Here is a 23,389-nt window from a genome sequence, read left to right as displayed (position 1 = left end):
GGCGCATTCATCGCACAGGAAGTCATCATGAATCCCGCTTCAACTCAGGACCTGCTCAACCATGCGTGGTTCGGGCTTATCGGCCTGATGCTCGTGTTGTACGTCGTCACCGACGGCTTCGATCTGGGCGTCGGCATTCTCACGCTGCTGCGCCGCCGCGAAGGCGACCGCGACCTCATGATCCAGTCGATCGGTCACGTCTGGGACGCCAACGAAACCTGGCTCGTTGCGCTTGGCGGAGCGCTGTTCGGCGCCTTCCCCGCCGCCTACGCGATGATCCTCTCCGATCTCTATGTGCCCGTGATGATGCTGATCGCCAGCTTCATCATGCGCGGCGCGGCAATCGAATTCCGCCACGCCGCTCGCACCAGCAAGACGGTGTGGGACCGCGTGTTCGGCATCGGCAGCCTGCTTGCGGCGATTTCGCAAGGCATCGTGCTTGGCAAGATACTCACGGGTTTCGTGCCGGGCCTCGCCAGCACCGGCTTTGTGGTGGTAACTGCCATCGGCGTGGTGTCGGGCTACTGTCTGCTGGGCGCCACCTGGCTCGTGAAAAAGACGACCGGCGAGATTGAAAACCGTTCGCGCCGTCACGCCATTGTGGCCGTCTTCACGACCGTGGCCGCGGCACTCGTAGTGTCGATCGCCACGCTCAAACTGAGCCCGGTTGGCATGACGCGCTGGCAGGATCAAGGCGTCTTCCATCTGCTGATCGCGCTCGGCGTACTCGCGGCACTGGCGTTTGTCTATGTGCTCTATTCGATTCATATGCGTGGCGAGCACGGGCCATTCGTGGGCGCAACGCTGCTGTTCGTGCTGTCGTTCGCGGGCCTCGCGCTGAGCATGTTCCCCTATATCGTGCCGGGACAACTCACGGTAGCCGCTGCGGCTTCGGATGCCACGACGCTCACCTTCATGCTGTTCGGCATCGGCATCGTGTTTCCGATCATGATTGGCTACAACTTCTATCAGTATCACCTGTTCCGCGGCAAGGTCGTACCGGTCAAGCACTAAGGCGCTTCATGCCGAAGCCGATACCGTGTATCGGTTCAAAGAAGACTCCCAGCGAACCGCCACTTCATGAAATGAAGTGGCGGTTTTTTGCATGGAACACCACACGGCATTCCACTGACGATTCACGGCCTTATCGCTTTTGCGAAAACCGATTTCGATATATTTCAATAAACATATTGCCGATATATTCAAAAAAACACAGCGCGTGAATCCATTTAAATTCCTTTCATTTATTGCTTGTCTCTATTTATTGACTATCTACACTGAAACCCTGACGCCCGCGCTGCCATTCCACGCTTGTGCCCAATCGCGGTGCAGCGCATAGCCGACACTCCGCCAGGCGTGCGGAGGACCCAAGGAGTTTCCCATGACGAAACTACGTGATGTGCCCGGCGTTCATACCTACACCGGTCCCGCAGGCGGATGGGGCGCACTCAAGGCCACCGCGCAGGCCGTGCATGACCAGATGGAAAGCATCGAGGCGCCCATCACGCTGATGCGTACCAACCAGCCCGACGGCTTCGATTGCCCAGGCTGCGCATGGCCGGACAAGGAGCATCGTTCGACTTTCCAGTTCTGCGAAAACGGCGCGAAAGCCGTCACCTGGGAAGCGACCACGAAACGCGTCACGCCGGAGTTCTTCGCCGCGAACACGATCGCCTCGCTATTGCAGAAGAGCGATTACGAACTGGAAGACATGGGCCGCCTCACGCATCCCATGGTGTACGACCGCGCAACCGATACGCTGCGCCCGGTGGATTGGGAAGACGCCTTTGCGCGTATCGGCGAGATTCTGCGCTCGCTCTCGCCCGATCAGGTGGAGTTTTATACATCCGGGCGCGCGTCCAACGAAGCCGCATTTCTCTATCAATTGTTCGCCCGCGAATTCGGCACCAATAATTTCCCCGATTGCTCGAACATGTGTCACGAACCCACCAGCGTGGGACTGCCGCAATCGATCGGTATCGGCAAAGGCACGGTCTCGTTAGACGATTTCGATTCGACCGAATTGATCATCGCGATTGGCCATAATCCGGGCACCAATCATCCGCGCATGATGGGCACGCTGCACGAAGCGGCCCGACGCAATGTGCCGATCATCGTTTTCAATCCGCTACGCGAGCGTGCGCTCGAACGCTTCGCCGATCCTCAAAGCATGATGGAAATGGCGACCTTCGGCTCGACGCGCATTGCCTCCACGTATTTCCAGGTCGATGCGGGCGGCGATGCCGCCGCGATCAAAGGCGTGATGAAATCGCTGCTGCAAATGGAGTCGGAACAAGGCGGCGTGCTCGACAAGACTTTCATTGCCGCGCATACGAAAGGCTTCGACGCCTTCGCCGCCGATCTGGAAGCCACATCATGGGACGATATCGAAAAGGCCAGCGGGCTCGCGCGCGCCGATCTCGAACACGTGGCCATCGCCTACGCGAAATCGAACGCCACCATCGTCACCTATGGCATGGGCGTGACACAGCACAACAAGGGCACGGCGAACGTGCGCCTGATTGCCGATCTGTTGCTGATGCGCGGCAACATCGGCAAGCCGGGCGCCGGTATCTGCCCTTTGCGCGGCCATTCCAATGTGCAGGGGAATCGCACGGTAGGGATTACCGAAAAGCCCTCGGCCGCTTTTCTGAAACTAATTGAAGACGCCTGCGGATTCACGCCGCCGGCCGCCCACGGGCACGACGCGGTGCAAGCCATGCAGGCGATGATCGAAGGCAAGGCGAAAGCGCTGCTTTGCCTGGGCGGCAATTTCGCGGTCGCCCTGCCCGACCCTGAACAGGCGTTCCCGGCGATGGCGGCTCTCGACGTGGCCGTGCATATCGGCACCAAACTCAATCGCACGCATCTGCTGGTCGCGAGGGAGACGTATGTGTTTCCGTGCCTCGGGCGCACGGAACTCGACATGCAGAGCACCGGGCGTCAATCCATTACGGTCGAAGATTCGATGTCGATGGTTCATGCGTCGGCCGGCAAACTCAAGCCGGCTTCAGAGCAATTGCGCTCGGAACCCGCCATCGTCGCGGGCATGGCGCGTGCGACGATGCCGAACTCGAAAGTCGACTGGATGGATCTGGTCGCCGACTACGACAAGATTCGCGAACTGATCGAGCGCACCGTGCCCGGCTTCGAGGATTTCAACCAGCGCATTCGCGTGCCGGGCGGCTTTCGCCTGCCGCTGCCGCCCACCGAACGCCAGTGGCACACGCCTTCGGGCAAAGCCGAGTTTTCGGTCTACGACGGCGTCAAGGAAGACGCCGACGTGCTGGGCGCGGAAAACGTCCTGCGTCTCATCACGATACGCAGCCACGATCAGTACAACACCACCATCTACGCGATGGACGATCGCTATCGCGGCGTGTTCGGGCGGCGCGATGTGCTCTTCATGAACGCCGACGATATGGCCGCCCACGGTATCGAGCACGGCGATCTCGTCGATATCGAAACGGTGACGTCGGGGCGCGTGCTCAAACTCAAGAACATCACCGCCATCGTTTACAGCATCGCAAAAGGCTCGGTCGCCGCCTATTATCCAGAAGCGAACTTGTTGGTTCCGCTCGACTATATCGACAAGGAAAGCGGCACACCTTCATACAAATCAGTGCCAGTTCATGTGGTACGCGCGTCGACGCAGCCGTGATGAAATGTAGCCGGGCCAGCCAGCCCTTAGCTGGTGCGTGACACGCAAATGCAATCGTCACCAGGAGTTCACAAGAATCATGAATATCTTCGACGCATTTCATCTGGCCCGGCTGCAGTTTGCGTTCACCGTTTCATTCCATATTGCGTTTCCTGCCATCAGCATCGGCATGGCGAGCTTTCTCGCGGTGCTGGAATGGCGTCTGCTGCTTACGGGCGATGTCGCTTATAAGGACATGTATCGCTTCTGGGTAAAGATCTTTGCCGTGGGGTTCGGCATGGGCGTGGTGTCGGGCGTCGTGATGGCCTATGAGTTCGGCACCAACTGGAGCGGCTTCTCCACGATAGCGGGCAATATTACCGGTCCGCTATTGACTTACGAAGTGCTGACCGCGTTCTTCCTGGAGGCGGGTTTTCTCGGCGTCATGTTGTTTGGCTGGAATCGCGTGAGCCCCAAAGCGCATTTCTTTGCGACGGTGATGGTGGCGATCGGCACGCTCATTTCCACTTTCTGGATTCTTTCGTCGAATAGCTTCATGCAGACGCCGCAAGGCTATGCGATCCAGAATGGCCGCATCGTGCCGGTGGACTGGTGGAAGATCATCTTCAATCCGTCCTTCCCGTTCCGGCTCGCACATATGACGATTGCGGCGTTTATCGTCGCCGCTTTTATCGTCGCGGCCTGCGGTGCGTGGCATCTGCTCAAGGGGCGTCGCGATGTGCCGGTCAAGCGCAGCTTTTCGATGGCGCTCTGGATGCTGCTGTTTCTGGCGCCCATTCAGATCGTGGTGGGCGATGCGCACGGCCTCAATACGCGCGAATATCAGCCCGCGAAGATCGCCGCGATCGAAGGTCTATGGGAAACCGAGCATGGCGGCACCGCGCTCAATCTCGTCGGCCTGCCCGATATGAATGCCGAAGTCACTCGCTACGCGATTCAGGTTCCCCATCTTGGCAGCCTGATTCTCACGCATAGCTGGGATGGAGAAATTCGCGGCCTCAAAGAGTTTCCGCCGCAAGACCGGCCTTTCTCGCCCATTGTGTTCTGGACTTTTCGCTTGATGGCGGGCCTCGGCATGCTGATGCTGCTGACCGCCGTGCTCGGCTTGCTATTACGGCGCGGTGGAAAACTCTATGAAGCCCGCTGGTTTCAGTGGCTGGTTTTCTGTATGGGTCCATCGGGTATCGTCGCGCTGCTCGCGGGCTGGATCACCACCGAAGTGGGCAGGCAACCGTGGACCGTATATGGCGTGGTGCGTACGATCGATTCGGTTTCCCCTATCGGCGCACAACAGGCGGGTGTCTCGCTGCTGATCTTCGTGATCGTCTATTTCCTCGTATTCGGCACCGGCGTCTATTACATGCTGAAAATGATGAGTAAAGGCCCGGGAACCGGCGTGGAAAGCACGGAATCGCTCAAGTATCCGGGATTGCACAATCGCGCACTCGACGCCGTGGTGGGGGACTAAGGCCATGCAAATCGACCTTCCTGTGATCTGGGCCGCCATCATCGGCCTCGGCGTGTTTATCTATGTGATGCTCGACGGTTTCGATCTCGGCATTGGTCTGCTGTTTCCCTTCTTCGAAGGCAAAGCCGAACGCGAAGTGATGCTCAACACCGTTGCGCCGGTGTGGGACGGCAATGAAACGTTTCTCGTACTAGGCGGCGCAGGCCTGTATGGCGCGTTCCCCGTGGTCTATGCGACACTGCTGCCCGCCAATTACATGCCGCTCATCTTGATGGTCGTGGGCCTGATCTTTCGCGGCGCGGCATTCGAATTGCGCGCCAAGGCCACGCGCACGCAGCATGCGTGGGATCTCGCCTTCATTGGCGGATCGGCAATGGCAGCCATGTGCCAGGGCATCACGCTGGGATCGCTTTTGCAGGGCATCAAGATCGTCGACGATAAATTCGCCGGCGACCCTTTCGACTGGTTCTCGCCGTTCAGCATATTCTGCGGATTTGGCGTGCTGCTCACCTATGCGACTTTAGGTTGCGGCTGGCTGATCCTCAAAACCGATGGCGAGTTGCAGCGCAAAATGCGCATGGTCATGCGCCCGCTCGTGGCGATCCTGCTATTGGCGATTGCGATCGTCAGCCTGTGGACCGTGCTGGGCCTGCCCGCCGTGCGCCACCGCTGGTTTCTCAGCGGCGATCTGGGCTACTTCCTGCCGGTGCCGATCCTGGTGGTGCTGTGCGTGTGGGGCATCTATCGCTCGCTGAATCTCAGTCACGAAGCAATGCCTTTCATTCTTTCGCTGGCGATCTGCTTTCTCGGCTATACGGGTCTTGTGATCAGCATCTGGCCGTATATCATTCCGCCTTCGCTGACGATCTGGGATGCGTCGTCGAGTCATTCGAGCCAACTCTTTGCATTGGTTGGCACGGTGATCGTATTGCCGATCATCCTCGTTTATAACGCCATGCAATACCGCGTATTCCGCGGCAAGGTGCGCGAAGGCGATCACGGTTATCACTGATACCCACGCGTTCCGGCGCTCACCCAACTGTACTGCTTCAAACCGTCGCGGACTGTGCACCGACGGCGGCGCAGCGCGGCCCTATGCTGTCGGTCATTGCTGAAACGATATCGCCGCACTGCCGTTCGTACTCCACGCAACGCCGATATCGTTCAGTCCGACTGTATTTAACGGGTCCGACCAGGAAAGTGAACGCCATCGCTGAAGCCATCATCGCCGAGCCCGCACGTGACGGCCTTGCCCGTCCGCTGCGCGATCTGCGCCTGTCCGTCATCGATCAGTGCAACTTTCGCTGCACGTACTGCATGCCGCGCGAGGTATTCGATTCGAATTACCGATTCCTGCAGGCATCGGAACGGCTTTCGTTCGAGCAGATGCTGAAGCTCGTGCGGGCGTTCGTCGCGCTGGGCGTCGAAAAGGTCCGCATCACGGGCGGCGAACCTTTGCTGCGCCGCGGCCTGGAAACCTTTATCGAGCGGCTCGCGGCCATCACGACACTGCGCGGCGCGCCGCTCGACATCGCGCTCACCACCAATGGCTCGCTACTCGCCGCGCGTGCGCGTGGACTGCGCGATGCCGGTCTCTCGCGCGTCACGGTAAGCCTCGATGCACTCGACGACGCCATCTTTCGCCGTATGAGCGACGTGGATATGCCGGTCGCGCGCATTCTCGACGGCATAGAGAAAGCGCAAGCGGTGGGCCTCGCGCCGGTCAAGGTCAATGCCGTCATCGAGCGCGGCGTCAACGATAGCCAGATTCTGCCGCTCGTGCGCCAATTCATGAATAGCGATATCGCCGTGCGTTTTATCGAATTCATGGATGTGGGCGGCGCAGCGGGCTGGTCGAATAGCACGGTGCTCACTGCACGCGATATGCGCGCAATCGTCGAAAGCGAATTTCCACTGATTGCAGTCGACGATTCCGATGGTTCGGCGACATCAGTGAATTATCGGATCGCGAATGGTCAAGGCACCGTGGGTTTTATCGCCAGCGTATCGCAACCGTTCTGCGGGAAGTGCTCGCGTGCGCGTGTATCCGCAGACGGGCAACTCTACACGTGCCTGTTCGCGACGCAAGGCGCCGACCTGAAACCCTGGCTTGGCGAAACGACCTCCAGCGAACAATTGATCGACGCGATCAACACCCGCTGGCACACGCGCGACGATCACTATTCGGAACTCAATGCAGACCGGCGGCGCAGCGGCCAGCGCAAGACGTGGCCTACGGTGCGTATGTCGCTCGTTGGCGGCTGAATAGGCGCTGAAGCGGCGGCTGACTTCACCGCATCATTTATCGAGGAACGCCCATGATGACCACACATTCAGCGCCTGATACTTCGCATCACGTCGATCACTCGCCCAGCGCCGAATCCGCCCTGGTGTCAGGCAGCATCGCAGCGGGATTCGAAGTGCGCGTGCAAGCCACGTCCATCGACGTGGTTGCGGAAGTCGCGCCCATCATGCGCAATCCGAACGTGGGCGCCATCGTGGATTTTATCGGCATCGTGCGCCATAGTGGCGACCGCGACGATGTCGTTGCGCTCGAACTCGAACATTATCCCGGCATGACCGAGCATTCGCTCTGGAGCATTGTCGAGGAGGCATCGGCGCGCTGGTCGCTCGATGCCGTGAAGATCGTCCATCGCGTGGGACGCATCGCACTGGGTCATCCCGTGGTGCTGGTCGTCGTGGCCGCGCCTCATCGATCGGCCGCCTTCGAGGCCTGCGAATTCATCATGGACTTCCTGAAAACGCACGCGCCTTTCTGGAAAAAAGAAATCGGCCGCGACGGCAGCGCGCATTGGGTCGACGCGCGTTCGCGCGACGAGCAGGCCATGCTGCGCTGGGGTTAAGAGCGCACAGAACACAACGATCTTGATCGAAACGACTGGACTGACTCAATGAAACTGACCATCAAGTATTTCGCCAGCATCCGCGAGAAGCTGGGCATGGCGCAGGAAACGCTGGAGATCGAGGCACCGCTTATCAGCATCAGCGGTCTGCGCGACCGGCTGATTGCGCGCGGGCCGCACGAAGCCGAAGTGCTGGATAGCGCGCGCCCGGTACGCGTGGCGGTGAATCACGAAATGGTGGCCGATACGTTCGTGCTCAGACAGGACAGCGAAGTGGCATTCTTCCCGCCAGTGACAGGCGGTTAATTATCGCAAGGTGTCTCAAGGTATTGCACGACACGCACAGCCGATCATTCAGAAAGGCTTTCACTCTCCCCAAAGCCCTGCTTTGGGGATTTTTTTCAGCCCTTCAAATCGACGTCGAGCGCCGAGGCCAGCACGGCCCAATTCGCATTGCCAGGCGCTGCGCCGCGTGAAAAAGGCCGGTAAATCTTGTCGCCGCGCTGAATATCGGAACCCGTGAGCGCGCAGATGCCGCGTTTTCGCGCAATGCACAGGCGCCACAGTTGTTCCGTGTAGTGCCCGCTGGTGGGATCGCTCCACGACACGGAAATGAGATTGTCCTTGCACACGTCGACGAAAGCCAGATTGGCGCGGCGCGCGGGAACGGCGTCGACGGTTTCGTGGTGTGCGGCGTCAAGGCCATGAAGCACGGAGCCGCCGCCGAGCAGCGTGAGCGTGTATTGCCAGGCATTGCCGGTATTGAGTTGCTGCATGGCGTGTCTTTCCTTCAATGCGGGGTTAGGGCTCGAATTGGGACTGATTCGTACGACCTGTATTTCCGGAGCGAGCGAAGCCATTGCGCTGAATTGCATGCTAGCACTCGAATCACGAAAATGATCTATTTCGTCCCGATACGATGAATCGGTCTGTTTGTATTCGTCAGGCTATTTAGCTCTGACAAATGCACTGCAATCGCTCAGCGATACCGTGGATCGTAGTGCCCGCCAGACCGTCCCAGGCATCACACTCCGGGCGGGTTCAAAGGAGTACAGTTTCGGCCTGACGCTATTCGAGCGCTCCTGGCAGCGTATTCGTCTGACTACGGACGGCCGCTCGTTGGGCACTTCCGCAAGGTCCTGGTGCATTCGAGCGCCGGGCTTGCGGTTTCGAATCAAGGCATTCGAATTCTGGAAAAACACTCGCAGCATTCAAAAAGTCTTACCGAGCCGTAACAAAAACGTCGCAATAACACAGTAAAGTGACGGCCATTTTACGCGCCGATCATGCTTGCTTCGTTACTTGCAGCGTTCTACGAGACCGTCCGGCAAGGCAGCATCACCGCTGCCGCCCGGCGGCTCGAAGTAAGCCAGCCCACTGTCACCTCGCGCATCCAGCAACTCGAAAAGCAATATGGCGTCGAGTTGTTCTACCGGCGCGGCAGCCGTCTCGATCTCACGCAGACCGGCGCAGCACTCATGCCGATGATCGATCGCATGATGCAGACCGAGCACGACATCGACTTCACGCTGCGCAACGAGCGCGAACTCTTTGCGGGGAGTTTCCGCATCGGCGCCACGGGTCCTTATTACATTCTTCCCACCATCGCGGCATTCCGGCGGCGTTATCCGCATGTGCAGCTTGGCATCGAGATCGACAACTCGCAAGGCGTGCTCGAAGCGCTGATGGAATTTCGCGTCGATGTCGCCGTCTCGTCGAATGTCGTCGATGATCCCAATCTCGTATGCCACCGTATCGCCGACGATAAGCTCGTGCTCGTCGTCGCGCCCGATCATGCACTCGCAGGCAAGGGCCAGGTGGAACTCGGCGTGCTCGAAACACAAACGCTGCTGCTGCGCGAACCCGGTTCGCGTACGCGCGACGCCACCGAAGCCGCGCTCGCGCGTCACGCCATCGAGCCCGCCGCGCTCATCGAAATTGGCGGACGCGAAGCCATTTGCGAAGCGATCCGTCACGGCCTGGGCTGCTCGCTGATGCCTTCGGGCGAAGTGCCGCGCGGCGCATCGCTGGTGGCGGTATCGATCGCGCCGGAAGGCCCGGTGGTCCACGAATATCTCTATCATCTGCGCAGCCGCGCGAACACGCGCATCATCAGCGCCTTCATGGCGACGCTCACCGAGACATTACCCCTCACCCAAAAATTGCCGATACACCCATAGGTAATCTTTGGTAAAACGAAATAAGCCCGTCTTACCTGCTTCGTAAGATTCCCTGCACTCGCCGGACTGTCCGGCGCTACGAACACCAGGGGACACACGATGACGAGGCAGGCAACCGCGCAAACAGCGGTGCAGGCGCTATGCGGGCTCGTGCTCGCAGGCGCGTTGGCAGGATGCGGAGGCGATGCGGCGCAATCGCCTGGTACGCAGGTCAATTCGAGCACCGCCAACAGCGCGACGAGCAACAACAGCAGTACCACCACCACGCCCGTCAACAAGATGCTCGTGATCGAGCTCGACGGCGTGACGTACAACGCGCTCACAACGGCCATCGCGGCAGGCAAGCTGCCTAACCTCGCCAGACTCAAGATCGCACCGGCGTATAGCGGCGGGGTGAACAGCACGCTCAGCCAGCAGCCGAATCTCGATACGCCGGGCTGGGCCACGCTCATGACCGGCACCTGGGCCGATCGTCATCAGATCAATTCCGATGCCTCCGGACAGGCGCTGCATGCGCCCACCGTATTCTCCATGCTCAAATCGGCGGGTGCGGGCACGTTGGGCGCGGCAGTCGATTCGCCGGGCTATGCCGCGATCCTCGCGCCCGAGCAGAACGCGGGCTTCCTCGATAGCGTCGTCAATTGCGCATCGGTCGATAGCTGCGTAACGAAGCAAGGCGTCAGCATGATCGACAACGGCTATACGTTAGTCGTCGCGCAATATCATTCGGCGCAGGACGCGGCGCTCAACTGGGGCGTCAACTCGACGAACTATGCCAGCACACTCGCGCAACTCGATAGCGCCGTGGGCACGTTGATCGCCGAAACGGCCCAGCGCAGCAACGAAAACTGGCTCGTGATGGTCAGCGCGAGTCACGGTCTGAACGCGGCGGGCGGCACCGACGGCCTGCCGCTCGCGCCGGAATCCACCAGCTTTATCGGCATGAACGTGCAAAGCAACGGGCGTCAGGGCAGCAGCGCCGCGCCCACGTCGCTCGCGGATCTCTATACGCGTGCAAGCATCGCCGATATCGCGCCCACGCTGCTGGCATGGCGTGGCGCATTGCCCGCCGCTGCAAGCTATGCGCTCGACGGCGGCGAACTCACTGGCCAGCCGCCGGTATCGCAACTGCTGGGCGTGACGGGCAGCGATAACGCCAGCACCGTGCTCACGTGGACCGCGCCCAGCAGCGGCGCGATCACCGTGCTGCGCGACGGCCAGCAGATCGCTGCGCTGCCCGCCGGCACGACCACCTATACGGACAGCAATCTGGGTGTGAGCACAACGGGCGCCTATACGTTCAATTACACCGTGGCGGCGGGCACCGCGCCGGTTGCATCGCTGATCCGCGTGGCCTATGTCGCGCCGCCACCGCCCCCGGCGCCGCCGCCCGCACTCGCCACCACGCTCACGAACGGCCTCGCCACCTACTACCCGTTCGGCGCGCTGCCGGCAATCGACAAAATGGGCGCAAGCACGCTCGCCGCGTGGGCCTCGGACGCCGATGGCGGCGCGCTCACCACCGATGCATTCGGCGGCAAGGGACTCAAGATCGACACCAGCGTCGTCGATACGAATGGCTTCGACGGCTATCGACTGCAGCAGACCAACGACGTAACGAAGCAGGCGCAGTTCACGCTCGGCTTCTGGTTCATGACCTCGTGCCAGAACCTCACGGGCAACGGCACGCCGATCCTGTCGAACAAGAACTACTACTCCGGCGGCAATGCGGGCATTGCAATCGGCCTGTTCCCGGGCTCCAGCACGAGCTGCAACGTGCGCTTCAATATCGGCGATGGTAGTACGCGCAACGATATGAATTCGGCGACCGTCACCGCCAACAAGTGGGCGTATGTCGCGCTCACCATCGACACGACGGGCAAGACGATGACGGGTTACGTCTTCGATCCGGTGCTGGGCGAGCAGAAGTACAGCACGTCCGTGACGGCGAATGTGGCGAAGCTGCCGGGTCTCGGATCGTTCGGCCTGAACGAGGACGGCACGGGGCAGTACTACATGAACGCCTGTAAAGACACCGCGCCCTATACCGCCGGCAAATGCGCAGCGACGCCGCCCGATGTGCAGTCTTTCGGCGATCTCGCGTTCTGGTCGCGCACGGTGACGGAAGCCGAATTGCAGACTGTCTACGGTTCCGGCAAGCCGCTTTCCACGCTCCTGCCCTAAGGGATTCGTTCTAGAGATTCCACGATGAATAAAGACTCTATGAAGCCATTGCATCGCGTGCGCAACCTGGGCGCTTTCACGCTGCTCGCTGTTCTCTCGGCTTGCGGCGATGGTGCGGGCAGCAACGCCAGCGGCACTGCAGCAACGGTGAGCGCTGCGGCAGCCGGTGCGGGCGGCGCGAGTGCGCCGGTGGCGATCGTCGCCGCGCCTGCATCGGGGGCCTGTGCGGCCTCGGGCACCACGGCATCGCAGCCTTTTCTCAACACGCAACTGGACTGCGCACCTTGAACGTCGCGGGCCTCGCCGCCCGCGCGACAGATCGCCGATCAATCTACGAATCAGCGCACGCATCAGCGCGACGCGCACCGGCCTGCCCGGTCGCGTCTGCCTGCGCGCGCGCCCACATCGACACCACTGCCCATCATGACTTCAATGGATCGCCGTCATTTCCTGCGCGCCGCCGCGGCGGGCGCCTCGCTCAGCCTGTTTCCGCCCGCGATCCGGCGTGCGCTCGCGATTCCCGCGAACAACACCACCGGCACGATCAACGACGTGCAGCATGTCGTGATTTTCATGCAGGAAAACCGCTCGTTCGATCATTACTTCGGCACGCTGCCCGGCGTGCGCGGTTTCGCCGATCGCTTCACGATTCCGCAACCGGGCGGCGCGAACGTCTGGCAACAAAGCGACGGCAGCCGCACGGTGCTGCCCTTCTATCTCGACAGCACGAAAGGGAACGCACTGCTGGCAGGCGGCGCGCATTCGTGGACCGATTCGCACAACGCCTGGGACAACGGCCGCATGACGCAATGGCCGAAGTCGAAAGGCGATGTGTCGATGGGCTATCTGCAAAGCGCCGACCTGCCGTTTCATTTCGCGCTGGCCAATGCATTCACGATCTGCGACGCGTATCACTGCTCGCTGCACGGCGGCACGAACTCGAATCGCATCTTCATGTGGACCGGCACGAACGGCCCCACCGGTTCGAACTACGCCGTGGTGAATAACAACGGCTGGGACGGGCTGGGATCGTCGGCAACGGGGCTCACATGGACCACCTACGCGGAACGTCTGCAAGCGGCCGGTGTGAGCTGGAAAGTCTATGAAAACCAGCCCGACAATTACACCGACAACCCGCTCGCCGGCTTCGCCTCCTTCCGCAAGGTCAACGAGACCGTGCCGGGTTCGCCCAATGCGCCTTATACGGCGGCAATGGAAGCGCTCTCGCCGCTTTACAAGGGCATCGGCAATACCATGCCCGATGGCGGCTTCCTGCAGGCCATGCGCGACGATATCGCCGCCGGTCAATTGCCGCAGGTGAGCTGGATCGTTTCGCCGCAAGCCTATTGCGAGCACCCGGGCGCATCCACACCCGGCCAGGGCGCGTATTACCTGCAACTGCTGCTCGACACGTTGACCGCGAATCCAGACGTCTGGAGCAAGACCGTGCTCATCGTGAACTACGACGAGAATGACTGCTTCTTCGATCACATGCCGCCGCCCGACGCGCCTTCGCCCAACGGCGACGGCACGTATGCAGGCAAATCCACCGTCACCACGCAGTACGAATACTTCACGGTGCCGAACCCGCCCGGCGATTCGTCGCCGCTCAAACCCGATGGCCTGCCCTATGGTCCCGGCCCACGCGTGCCGATGTTCGTCGTGTCACCGTGGAGCACAGGCGGCTTCGTCAATTCGCAGGTGTTCGATCACACTTCCGTGCTGCGTTTTCTCGAAGCGCGCTTTGGCGTGAGCGAGCCGAATATCAGCCCGTGGCGACGCACGGTATTCGGCGATCTCACTTCGTGCTTCAACTTTGCGACGCCGAACGACGCCACGCCCGCCGCAATGTCCGCGCCGACCAAAGCCGCTGCGGACGCGCAAAGTGCGCAGCAAAGCGCATTGGGATCGGTGCCGGTGCCATCCGTCGCCACGCAGACGATGCCGAAGCAGGCGCTGATGCAGCGCCCCTCGCGCGCACTGCCTTATCACCTGCATACGAGCGCCAACGTCGATACACAGAACAGCGCCGTGTGGCTCGTATTCAGCAATACGGGCAGCGCGGGCGCGGTGTTCCATGTCTACGACCAGTTGCATCTGGATCGCGCGCCGCGCCGCTACACCGTGGAAGCGGGCAAGGAACTCTCGGATATCTGGACGCCGGTATCGACGGACAACGGCGCTTACAGCCTCTGGGTGCTCGGCCCGAACGGCTTTCATCGCGCGTTCACAGGCAATGTCGTTGCGGCCGCAACGGGTCCGAAGCCCGAAGTGCGCGTGTGCTACGACGAAACCAACAACGCCGTGTATCTGACCATCATGAACACGGGCACGACCACCACGAGCGTGACGGTCACGAGCAACGCCTATCGCGCCGATGGCCCCTGGAATTACAGCGTGCCCGCCGGTATGCAGGTCGAGCCGTACTGGTCGCTTACGGCATCGAATGGCTGGTACGACTTCACGCTCGCCGCCGAAAACGGCGTGACGCGCCGCTTCGCGGGCCGCGTCGAAACCGGCAAGGACAGCGTGAGCGATCCGGCGATGGGCGCAGCCAATTAGGCCTCGCTGTCCACGCTATACGCGATGAAAAGACCGTTTCACCTCAACCACAGTCACACAACGACATAACCGATGAACTCGCAGATGAACACGCTTCGCCTTTCCTGTTTTTCGCTTGCCCTGCTCGGCGCCGGTTCGGCCGCAAGTTCGGCTGCCTTCGCAGCCGATAGCGTCACGCTCTACGGCGTGATCGACACGTCGATCCAATATGTGAACCACGCGAATTCACAAGGCGAGCATCGCTGGGGCATGGCCGACAGCAATCTCTCGGGCAGCCGCTGGGGCGTCAAGGGCGCCGAAGATCTGGGCGGCGGTCTCAAGGCTATTTTCCAGCTTGAAAATGGCTTCAATCCGAATTCGGGCGGCTTCCACCAGGGCGGCCGTATGTTTGGCCGACAGGCATTCGTGGGCCTTTCCGGCGACCAGTGGGGCACGGTGACGCTCGGGCGCCAGTATGATCCGCTCGTCGATATGATCCAGCCGCTTACGGCCGATAACGACTTCAGCAGCATGTTCTCCACGCCGGGCGACGTCGATAACAACGACAACAGCTCGCGCACGAACAACGCAATCAAATACGTTTCGCCGGTGTTCTCGGGCTTCCAGTTCGAAGGCCTTTACGCACTCGGCGGCGTGGCGGGTCAAACGGGCTCGGGCCAGACGTGGTCGGGCGCGGCCACGTACTCGATCGGCCAGTTCAGCGCGGCAGCAGGCTACTTCTACGCGGCCAATGCAGCATCGAGCGTCAAGCGCACGGGCTGGAGCAGCACCTCGGACGGCACCTTCGACGGTAACTTCGATCCGAATACTCCGCTGAACAATGGCTATGTCACAGCGAAGTCGATTGGCATTGCTTCCGTTGCGGTTCAGTACGTGATGGGACCGGTGAAGATGAATCTGCGCTATAGCAACGCGCAGTATCGTCCTGATGCGCAATCGGCTTTCGGCAGCACGGAACGCTATAACGTGGGCGGCGCGTATGTCGGCTATCAGGCCACGCCTGCGCTGTTGCTTGGCCTTGGCTATATCTATACGAAAGCCGATGGCAATACGTCCGCGACATATCATCAGGTTTCCGCCGGCGCGGATTATTCGCTTTCGAAACGCACCGATGTCTATCTGATGGGCACATGGCAGCACGCGAGCGGCACGCAGGGCAACGGCAAGGGCGGCACCGCACCGGCTGAGGCATCGATTGGCTCTTACGGTTATTCATCGAACAACACCGTGCAGGCCATCGCGACCGTGGGTATTCGCCACAAGTTCTGATCGACGTAGCACACTCCGGGATGAATGACCGCGCATCTGGGATGCGCGGTTTTTTATTTGCGCATCAAGGCGTGCGGTCCACTCGCTATTCGATCATCGTGTCCTGCGATGCTTGCGGCAACATTACAAACCACCCAGCCAACCCAATAAAAAATTTCGTGCGCGCTGTAACCCGTGGCAGGAGGGCTGCGAATTAGCTGGTGTATCCGCGACGGATACCCACTACCTCTACCACTGGAGAATACTCATGTCCGCCAAGCTCAACGTCAATGCCGCCCTGCTCGCTGGTGCTGTTGCAAGCCTGCTCGCCTCCACCGTTCACGCAGCGCCGCTCACCCAGGCCGAAGCCAGCGCCGCTATCGCAGCGCACAAGGAAAAGTGCTACGGCGTCGCGCTGAAAGGGCAAAACGACTGCGCAGCGGGCCCCGGCACGACCTGCCAGGGCACCTCGGCGATGGACTTCCAGGGCAACTCGTGGAAGTTCGTTCAAGGCGGCACCTGCACGAGCATCCAGGTGCCGGGCGGCGGCCACGGCTCGCTCATGCCGATGAAGTCCTGATTCTGCGTGATCCATGGGAGCGGGACGATCATGAGCGATTTAATCCGATCAATGGCGTTGAACGTGCCCGGTCGTTCTGCTCTCGTGGGCACCAGTTTCAAACCCGCGCATCTGAATGCGATTCTCGAAGAAGGCTTGTCTGAAGGCTTCTTCGAAGTGCATGCCGAAAACTATATGGGTGCGGGCGGGCCGCCGCATCGCGCACTCACCGCCATTCGCGAGCGTTATCCGCTTTCGTTGCATGGCGTGTGCATGTCGATTGGCGGACCGGATGCGCTCGATGCCACGCACCTTGCGCGCTTTCGCGATCTCGTTGCGCGTTACGAACCGGCCTTCGTTTCCGAACATCTCGCGTGGTCATCGCACGGCGGCACATTCTTCAACGACTTGCTGCCACTGCCCTATTGCCGCGCAACGCTCGACCACGTATGCGCGCATATCGACAGAATGCAGGACGTCATTGGCCGACCGATCCTGCTTGAAAACCCCTCGACATACGTGATGTTCGCATCGTCGACGATCAGCGAAACCCACTTTCTGCGCGAAGTCGCGCAAAGAACCGGTTGTGGCTTGTTGCTCGATGTGAACAACGTATTTGTTTCCGCAGTGAATCACGGCTATTCGGCGCACGACTATCTCGCGGCCTTTCCGCTCGAATACGTAGGTGAAATTCACCTGGCCGGTCACAGCGAACAACACGACGATGAGAACGCACCGCTACTGATCGACAGTCATGATCGCCCGGTTGCCGATTGCGTCTGGGATCTTTACGCCAAGGTGATCGGGCAAACGGGCGCCGTGCCTACGCTGATCGAATGGGACAGTGATTTTCCTGCATTTTCGCAATTGCGTGCGCAGGCCGAAACGGCGCGGCAAATCATGACGGATCAGATTCTCTTTCATCACGAGCGAGATTGCCATGAAGCCTGAACCGCACACGTCGTATCCGGCGGCTTTCACACCGGGCTTGATCGATCCAGCGATCTGCGCACCGGATGACGTGATCGCCGCGCATGGCAAAGGTGTCGTCAACCGGTACAACGTCTATCGCAACAACGTGACGGTGAGTTTGATCGACGCGCTCGCCGCGATTTATCCGGCTGTTCAGCGCATCACGGGTATTGAGTTTTTCCGTGCGATGGCGCGCTTTCACGTGCGTGCCACGCCGCCGTCTTCGCCATTGCTATTCGAATACGGGCGAGCCTTCCCGTCCTTTATCGAATCGTACGAATACGCGCGCGCGATGCCCTGGCTCGCCGATACTGCCCGCGTCGAACGTGCATGGCTCGACGCTTATCACGCAGCAGATGCCGGGCCTTTATCGGCACACGATCTGGCTCGTATCGACAGCGGCTTGCTCGCGCAAGTGCGCTTCGTTGCGCATCCGGCAACGCGCATTGTCCGCTCGCGCTTTCCTGCGGTTTCCATCTTCGCAATGAATCGACGCGAAGGCCCTGTCGAGCCGCTGCATTCGAGCGATGCGGAAGATGCGCTCATCACACGTCCCGATCAGGACGTAATCGTTTCGCGCCTGCCCGCTGGCGGCGCGGCCTTCCTGCTCGCGCTTCTTTCAGGTTTATCGCTCGGCGAAGCCATTGAAACCGCTTTCGCCGACGATGAGTCCTTCGATATTCAGACCAATCTGCAGGCGATGATTTCCGCCGGCGTTTTCACTGCCATTCGTCCCGGAGCACCATCATGATGTCGACCCAGCAAGACCTCAAACCGTCCTTGCCTGCTTTCGTTACAACGACGATCGCGCGGGCGCGTCACGTAATCGAAAAACTCGCGCAACCGTGGCTCGTGCAACTGCTGCTACGCCTGGCGCTTGCCGTGCCGTTCTGGCGATCCGGCATCCTCAAATGGAGTGGTTTTCTTCATCTCAACGATACGGCCATTACCTTATTCACCGACGAATTTAAACTGCATTTGCCGGGCGGTCCTTATCCTTTTCCTGCGCCGGCGATTTTCGCCTTTCTTTCCGCATGCGGAGAAACTGGATTTCCCGTGTTGCTGGCGCTGGGCCTGGGCACGCGTTTCGCCGCGGTGGGCCTGTTCCTGATGACCTGCATTATCGAATTGACGGTTCCCGATGGCTGGCCCATACATATCACGTGGGCCGCTATGGCGCTGGGCATTGCGGCCTGGGGGCCGGGCGCGATTTCGATCGACTGGCTGCTGGGCGATCGCAACAGCCGGTCCTGAATCGAGGCGCGGCGGCATCGCCACCGCGCCTTGCTTTAAAGCCTAGCTTTGGCTCATGCGTGACAGCGCTTCTTCTGCCGTATTGTTAGCGCGCTTAAGGCTCATATAGAGCAGTAAAGACGCACAACAGAACACACAGGCGAGCCCCACCGCTGCACGCGCATCGAGCATTTCGATCAACTCGCCGCCCGCCGCCGAGCCAATGCCGAATCCCAGCGAGAGCACCCCCGGCGAAAGCGTTGCATAACGCCCGACCGTATCCACGCGCGGCATCGTCGCGAAGATCAGCGTGGCCGCGCCCGTCCAGGCCACGATAAAGACGATCGCGGCAAGCGCGAAACGGTCAGGCGTTTGCGGCATCGTCAACGCCGCCGCCGACACCACGCATGCGCCGATGTTGACGACGGCCCAGCGCCGCAAACCGTTGCCCCGCCCGAGCCGCGGCATCACCACGCATGCGGCCAGACTCACGAGATTCGCCATCACCAGCGTGGTTGCCACACGCGCTTCGCTCAGGCCGGAACGCATGCCAATCTGTTCGAGAAACGTCCACAGCACGCCCACGCCAAAATACAGCGCGAACAAACTGCCGAGCAGCAAGATCACGCCGCGTAGATCGACATGCGCACTTTCGCTGGCATCGGCATCGACAAAGGCCTCCTGTTTTCCGAACAGCGCAACCGCCGGAAGAAACGCGAGCGACAACACGCCGATGCACACATACGTGCCGGTAGCATGCGCCATCCCGCCGACGACGGGCAGCACGTAGCCGAGCAAGGCCATACTCCAGAGCACCTGCAACAACACCAGCCAGCCGATGTTGCGCTCCGCGGATTTCGTATAGGACAGGCACGTCATGGCAATGCCGCTCATCGCACCCGATCCGATCCCCGCCACGGCGCGCACGACGATAAAAAGCGTTAGCGTGTGCGCAAACGGTGTGACGAAATTCGCCAGCGCCGATAGCAGAATCGTCGCAGTGAGCGTGATGCGCACCGGCTGGCGCGCGAGCACCGACGCCATCAACAAGGTGCCCGCCGCCATGCCGAACACCTCGCCCAGCACCGCAATGCCCAGTTGCGCCGCGCCGAATCCCCATTGCTGCGCGATCTGCCCGACGATCGCGGGCAGCCCCCAGAAGACGGTCGGCGCGACCGTGCCGAGGGCGAGCATCGCCAGCAAAAAGACAGCGCTGTTTTGCGAAACAGATTCAGACGAAGCTTGATTCACGATGTGGCCTCCGAATGGAATGTCGTTGCCCGAATCACGCGCATTCCATCGCTTTGAGGCTTGCGCTTTGCAACTGCTCGCCCAACGCGCCCTGCGCATACGTCACTGCGCCATTCATCATCGTGACGCCGATATTGACGCGGCCGATATCGTGCTTTTTCACTTCGAACAGATTGTCTTCGAGCACGATCAGATCGGCGCGCTTGCCCACGGTCAGCGAGCCGATTTCATGTTCCATGCGCAGTTGGTACGCGCCGTTGATCGTGTACGCGGCAATCAGTTGCGGCACGCTCAAACGTTCGTTGATATCGGGGAACACAGGCGCGTCGGGTTCGCCTGCAAGCTGGCGCGTGTGGCCCGATTCGATATGCTCGACTGGCCGATGCTGGCAACGGCATTGGCACGCCAGCCCATCCATGCCGATCGAAACCGTCACGCCTTCTTCAATAAACGTGCGGAACTTGTACATATTGCTCCAGCGCTCCGTGCCGTAATGCTCGCGGATGAGTTCGGTATAGACGTCCACGACACCCCACTGCAATTGCGTATTCGCCATCACACCCAGACGGCGGAAACGCGGGATATCGTCGGGATGGGTGAGAAACGCGTGCGTGATGACGTGGCGGCGTTCGCGCGGCGGATTGGTGGCGTTCACGAGTTCGAAGCCATCGAGCGCGGTACGCACGGCCGCATCGCCGACACAATGCACCATGACGTCGATATGTTCCTTATCCGCCTGCAGCAAATATTGTTTGAATTGATCGATGGGCATGGTCGGCTCGCCGCAGGTGTGCGGACGGTCCGCATACGGTGCGAGAAGATAGGCCGTGTGATTCGCTTCCGTGCCGTCGAGAAAGAGTTTGAGCGCCTGCGCTTTCACAAGCGGCGACTGGTATTTCGCGCGATATTCCACCAGCGTGCCCACGGGGTCCTCGACCGGCCCGAGCGCGGCGTAACTGCCCACCACGCGCAGTTTGAGATTGTTCGCGCGCTCCATCGTCTGCAGCGTTTCATAAAGCAGAGTCTGATCGCCGCTCGGGTCCAGAAAGCCCGCATCGAATACCGTCGTAATGCCGGCAGCCACCAGTTTTTCCTGCCACACGCCAATCGATTGCAGATACAGATCGATACCGGTGGGCAAATACCCCGCATCGCTAATGCGCCGCATCAGCAGCGAATAAGCAGCGCCGTCGACGACCAGGCCGGTCGGTTCGCCCGTCACCGGATCTTTCTCGAACCAGCTCGAACCCTCTTCCACAGGCGGCGTATCGGCGTCGATACCGCCAATTTCAAGCGCCTTCGAATTGACCCACATGCTGTGGAAATCGGTCGAAAGCAGGCAAACCGGTTTGTCGGCGCAAATGGAATCGAGCGTTTCCTTACGCAGCATTTCCGGCGGAATCGTAGCCTGAATCCAGCCCATGCCCGTGATGCTTTTTTCTTCCGGATGGCCGTTCACATAGTCGGCTAAGGCCGCGAGGACTTTCTGCGGATCTTCGTAATTGACGAACGCCTGAAAAGCAAAAGCCGTGGTCGAAAAATGCCAGTGCGATTCCACGAAACCCGGCAGCATCAGACGGCCGCCCACGTCCACGACTTTCGTTTCTCCGCCGATAAAGCGCGCAAGCCCCGCTTCGTCGCCCACAAAAACAATGCGATCGCCGCGCACCGCCACGGCATCGGCCCAAGGTTTGTGCGGGTCCACCGTGTACACCCTGGCGTTGCGGAACACGATGTCTGCAAACGGTACGCCGAGATCGTGGCCGGAAGTGAGATTGTGAGTTTGTGTCGCCACCTGTCGCTCCTTTGAGTCGTAATCGTTCGATGTGGCGCGAAATGTATCCAGCCGTAATTGCGCGGTCTGCCCTGTTTTGGGGGGGCATGCTGCCGGTGTTGCCCTGGGTTGTCCTGGGTTGTCCTGGCAGACAGCGCATTTCTGGTCGGTTAAGGTGGCGCTATTCCCGACCCGCAGGCGCAACGCAATGGCCCCCGACACCCACGATCTCCAGACGCTCACCATTTCGCCCCGCGCACTGGGCGATCTTGTCGGACGGGTGGGCACGCCGGATTTCGTGCGCTCGCTCGGCCAGTTCGTCACCGGCGATATTCAGGCCGACGCCATTCATCTCGAACGATTGCGCCCCGATGCCCGCAGCCCTTCCGGCTACACGACGGAATGGATCGGCAGCACCGGCGAGGAATACGCGCTGATCTGCGAAATCATGGATCGCTACTACGCGAGTTATTGCGATCGCGATCCGCTCTTTGTGTCGATTCGCGGTTCGACCGGCAAGTTGCTGATCCAGCGCGACGTGGGCGCCCTCACCGACGACGGCTTGCGCAGAGAGATTTTCATGCCCGCGCGCATCGCGCAGGAATGCGTGATTTCGCACGGCACGCGTAACGAGCGCTATTCGCTAGGCCTCGCGCGCTGCGAAGGTCGCGCGGCGTTTTCGCTGCGGGAACTGGCCGTGTTGCAGCAGATGGGGGAATTCCTGTTTCCGCTGTGCGAAATGCATTCGCGAACGGCCTCGGCAAGGCGCATCAGCACGCCGCGCCGCGAGGGCACGCCCGTATCGCGTTTCGAAGAACGCATCGCGCGCGAGGAAATCCGTCTTTCACGCCGTGAAGGCGAGATTTGCCGTAGCCTGCTGAGCGGCAAGACCATTCCAGAAAGCGCGCAGATGCTGGAATTGAAGCTCTCGACTGCTGAATCCTATGTCAAGCGTGCGTTCGCCAAACTCAATGTGCGTACGAAATGGGAACTGCTGCAGTGGGCGCATTCGTCCGAATAAGACGCTACAAAGCGTCACTCCGCGTATACTCCCCCACAGTACTTGTGGCATACTCCCGTCCAGTATGTGACCGGGAGCCATCATGCCCCACACCGTCGAAGAGAAAAAACGTGTTCTGGCCCGGGTTCGCCGCGTACGCGGCCAGCTTGACGCGCTCGAGCGCGCGCTGGAAGAGGGCACGGATTGCGGGCCCATCCTTCAGCAGATTGCCGCCATGCGCGGCGCCATCAACGGCCTGATGGCCGGGGTGCTCGAAAGCCATCTGCGCGAGGAGTTTTCGAGCCTCGCCAGCGCCAACGACACCTCGCAAAAATCCATTGACGAAGTCGTTTCTCTCGTGCGTTCCTATCTGCGCTGATCCAGCGTCGATCGTTCGCTGACTGTTCATTCATCGCGCCGGCGGCCGCCCGAG

Annotated in this window: 21 protein-coding genes; 18 read left to right on the top strand and 3 right to left on the bottom strand. The window is 60.5% G+C overall.

Annotated elements, in window-relative coordinates; all coding sequences use genetic code 11:
• Positions 1-27 precede the first annotated feature (27 nt).
• From cydB (G3N59_RS02240) to moaD, 7 genes are all read left to right on the top strand, one after another.
• On the top strand, positions 28-1,014 hold the full coding sequence (cydB, locus tag G3N59_RS02240) for a cytochrome d ubiquinol oxidase subunit II (protein ID WP_205980890.1): 987 nt from the start codon (positions 28-30) through the stop codon (positions 1,012-1,014).
• A 367-nt stretch (positions 1,015-1,381) separates the two neighbouring features.
• On the top strand, positions 1,382-3,661 hold the full coding sequence (locus G3N59_RS02235) for an FdhF/YdeP family oxidoreductase (RefSeq protein WP_205980889.1): 2,280 nt from the start codon (positions 1,382-1,384) through the stop codon (positions 3,659-3,661).
• A 79-nt stretch (positions 3,662-3,740) separates the two neighbouring features.
• A complete protein-coding gene (locus tag G3N59_RS02230) occupies positions 3,741-5,129 on the top strand; it encodes a cytochrome ubiquinol oxidase subunit I (protein ID WP_205980887.1) in 1,389 nt (462 codons plus the stop codon).
• 4 nt (positions 5,130-5,133) lie between these two features.
• Positions 5,134-6,141 carry a cytochrome d ubiquinol oxidase subunit II gene (gene cydB / locus G3N59_RS02225; protein ID WP_205980885.1) on the top strand — a complete coding sequence of 336 codons (1,008 nt, stop codon included), beginning with the start codon at positions 5,134-5,136 and terminating at the stop codon, positions 6,139-6,141.
• A 188-nt stretch (positions 6,142-6,329) separates the two neighbouring features.
• Positions 6,330-7,394 (top strand): GTP 3',8-cyclase MoaA, encoded by a 1,065-nt coding sequence (moaA, locus tag G3N59_RS02220; protein ID WP_346777839.1) that lies wholly within the window; start codon positions 6,330-6,332, stop codon positions 7,392-7,394.
• A 53-nt stretch (positions 7,395-7,447) separates the two neighbouring features.
• Positions 7,448-7,993 carry a molybdenum cofactor biosynthesis protein MoaE gene (locus G3N59_RS02215; protein ID WP_205980882.1) on the top strand — a complete coding sequence of 182 codons (546 nt, stop codon included), beginning with the start codon at positions 7,448-7,450 and terminating at the stop codon, positions 7,991-7,993.
• 48 nt (positions 7,994-8,041) lie between these two features.
• Positions 8,042-8,299 (top strand): molybdopterin converting factor subunit 1, encoded by a 258-nt coding sequence (moaD, locus tag G3N59_RS02210; protein WP_205980880.1) that lies wholly within the window; start codon positions 8,042-8,044, stop codon positions 8,297-8,299.
• A 95-nt stretch (positions 8,300-8,394) separates the two neighbouring features.
• Here moaD and G3N59_RS02205 read toward each other — a convergent pair whose 3' ends face one another.
• On the bottom strand, positions 8,395-8,769 hold the full coding sequence (locus G3N59_RS02205; protein WP_205980878.1) for a DUF3331 domain-containing protein: 375 nt from the start codon (positions 8,767-8,769) through the stop codon (positions 8,395-8,397).
• A gap of 510 nt (positions 8,770-9,279) precedes the next feature.
• Between G3N59_RS02205 and G3N59_RS02200 the strand changes: the two genes are divergently transcribed.
• The 9 genes from G3N59_RS02200 (at position 9,280) to G3N59_RS02160 (ending at position 18,952) form a co-directional block, all read left to right on the top strand.
• The gene (locus G3N59_RS02200; protein WP_205980876.1) at positions 9,280-10,173 is read left to right on the top strand and encodes a LysR substrate-binding domain-containing protein; all 894 of its coding nucleotides are present in this window, start codon (positions 9,280-9,282) and stop codon (positions 10,171-10,173) included.
• Positions 10,174-10,272: 99 nt separating this feature from the next.
• Positions 10,273-12,357: a LamG-like jellyroll fold domain-containing protein gene (locus tag G3N59_RS02195; RefSeq protein WP_205980875.1), complete on the top strand. Its 2,085-nt coding sequence runs from the start codon at positions 10,273-10,275 to the stop codon at positions 12,355-12,357.
• A 24-nt stretch (positions 12,358-12,381) separates the two neighbouring features.
• Positions 12,382-12,645, top strand: coding sequence for a hypothetical protein (locus tag G3N59_RS02190; RefSeq protein WP_205980873.1), 264 nt, complete (start codon positions 12,382-12,384; stop codon positions 12,643-12,645).
• Between the two features lie 135 nt (positions 12,646-12,780).
• A complete protein-coding gene (locus G3N59_RS02185) occupies positions 12,781-14,919 on the top strand; it encodes a phospholipase C, phosphocholine-specific (RefSeq protein ID WP_205980872.1) in 2,139 nt (712 codons plus the stop codon).
• Positions 14,920-15,003: 84 nt separating this feature from the next.
• Positions 15,004-16,188, top strand: coding sequence for a porin (locus G3N59_RS02180; RefSeq protein WP_205980870.1), 1,185 nt, complete (start codon positions 15,004-15,006; stop codon positions 16,186-16,188).
• Positions 16,189-16,435: 247 nt separating this feature from the next.
• The gene (locus G3N59_RS02175; RefSeq protein ID WP_205980868.1) at positions 16,436-16,747 is read left to right on the top strand and encodes a DUF2282 domain-containing protein; all 312 of its coding nucleotides are present in this window, start codon (positions 16,436-16,438) and stop codon (positions 16,745-16,747) included.
• A 30-nt stretch (positions 16,748-16,777) separates the two neighbouring features.
• A complete protein-coding gene (locus tag G3N59_RS02170) occupies positions 16,778-17,677 on the top strand; it encodes a DUF692 domain-containing protein (RefSeq protein WP_205980867.1) in 900 nt (299 codons plus the stop codon).
• Positions 17,667-18,449 carry a DNA-binding domain-containing protein gene (locus tag G3N59_RS02165; RefSeq protein WP_205980866.1) on the top strand — a complete coding sequence of 261 codons (783 nt, stop codon included), beginning with the start codon at positions 17,667-17,669 and terminating at the stop codon, positions 18,447-18,449. The genes G3N59_RS02170 and G3N59_RS02165 overlap by 11 nt, the downstream gene beginning before the upstream one ends.
• Positions 18,449-18,952 (top strand): DoxX family protein, encoded by a 504-nt coding sequence (locus tag G3N59_RS02160; RefSeq protein WP_205981071.1) that lies wholly within the window; start codon positions 18,449-18,451, stop codon positions 18,950-18,952. The genes G3N59_RS02165 and G3N59_RS02160 overlap by 1 nt, the downstream gene beginning before the upstream one ends.
• Positions 18,953-18,994: 42 nt before the next feature.
• Here G3N59_RS02160 and G3N59_RS02155 read toward each other — a convergent pair whose 3' ends face one another.
• Entirely contained in the window at positions 18,995-20,182 is a 1,188-nt protein-coding gene (locus G3N59_RS02155) for an MFS transporter (protein ID WP_205980865.1), read from the bottom strand.
• Positions 20,183-20,216: 34 nt separating this feature from the next.
• The gene (locus G3N59_RS02150; RefSeq protein ID WP_346777838.1) at positions 20,217-21,977 is read right to left on the bottom strand and encodes an amidohydrolase; all 1,761 of its coding nucleotides are present in this window, start codon (positions 21,975-21,977) and stop codon (positions 20,217-20,219) included.
• 187 nt (positions 21,978-22,164) lie between these two features.
• Between G3N59_RS02150 and G3N59_RS02145 the strand changes: the two genes are divergently transcribed.
• Both G3N59_RS02145 and frmR read left to right on the top strand, forming a co-directional pair.
• On the top strand, positions 22,165-22,977 hold the full coding sequence (locus G3N59_RS02145) for a helix-turn-helix transcriptional regulator (RefSeq protein ID WP_205980863.1): 813 nt from the start codon (positions 22,165-22,167) through the stop codon (positions 22,975-22,977).
• Between the two features lie 82 nt (positions 22,978-23,059).
• On the top strand, positions 23,060-23,335 hold the full coding sequence (gene frmR / locus G3N59_RS02140) for a formaldehyde-responsive transcriptional repressor FrmR (protein WP_205980862.1): 276 nt from the start codon (positions 23,060-23,062) through the stop codon (positions 23,333-23,335).
• Positions 23,336-23,389 lie beyond the last annotated feature (54 nt).

The sequence above is a fragment of the Paraburkholderia sp. Ac-20340 genome, from assembly GCF_017104965.1.
GTDB lineage: Bacteria > Pseudomonadota > Gammaproteobacteria > Burkholderiales > Burkholderiaceae > Paraburkholderia.
The sequence above is the reverse complement of the archived record's forward strand: the minus strand, read 5'-3'. Positions and strand labels throughout refer to the sequence as shown.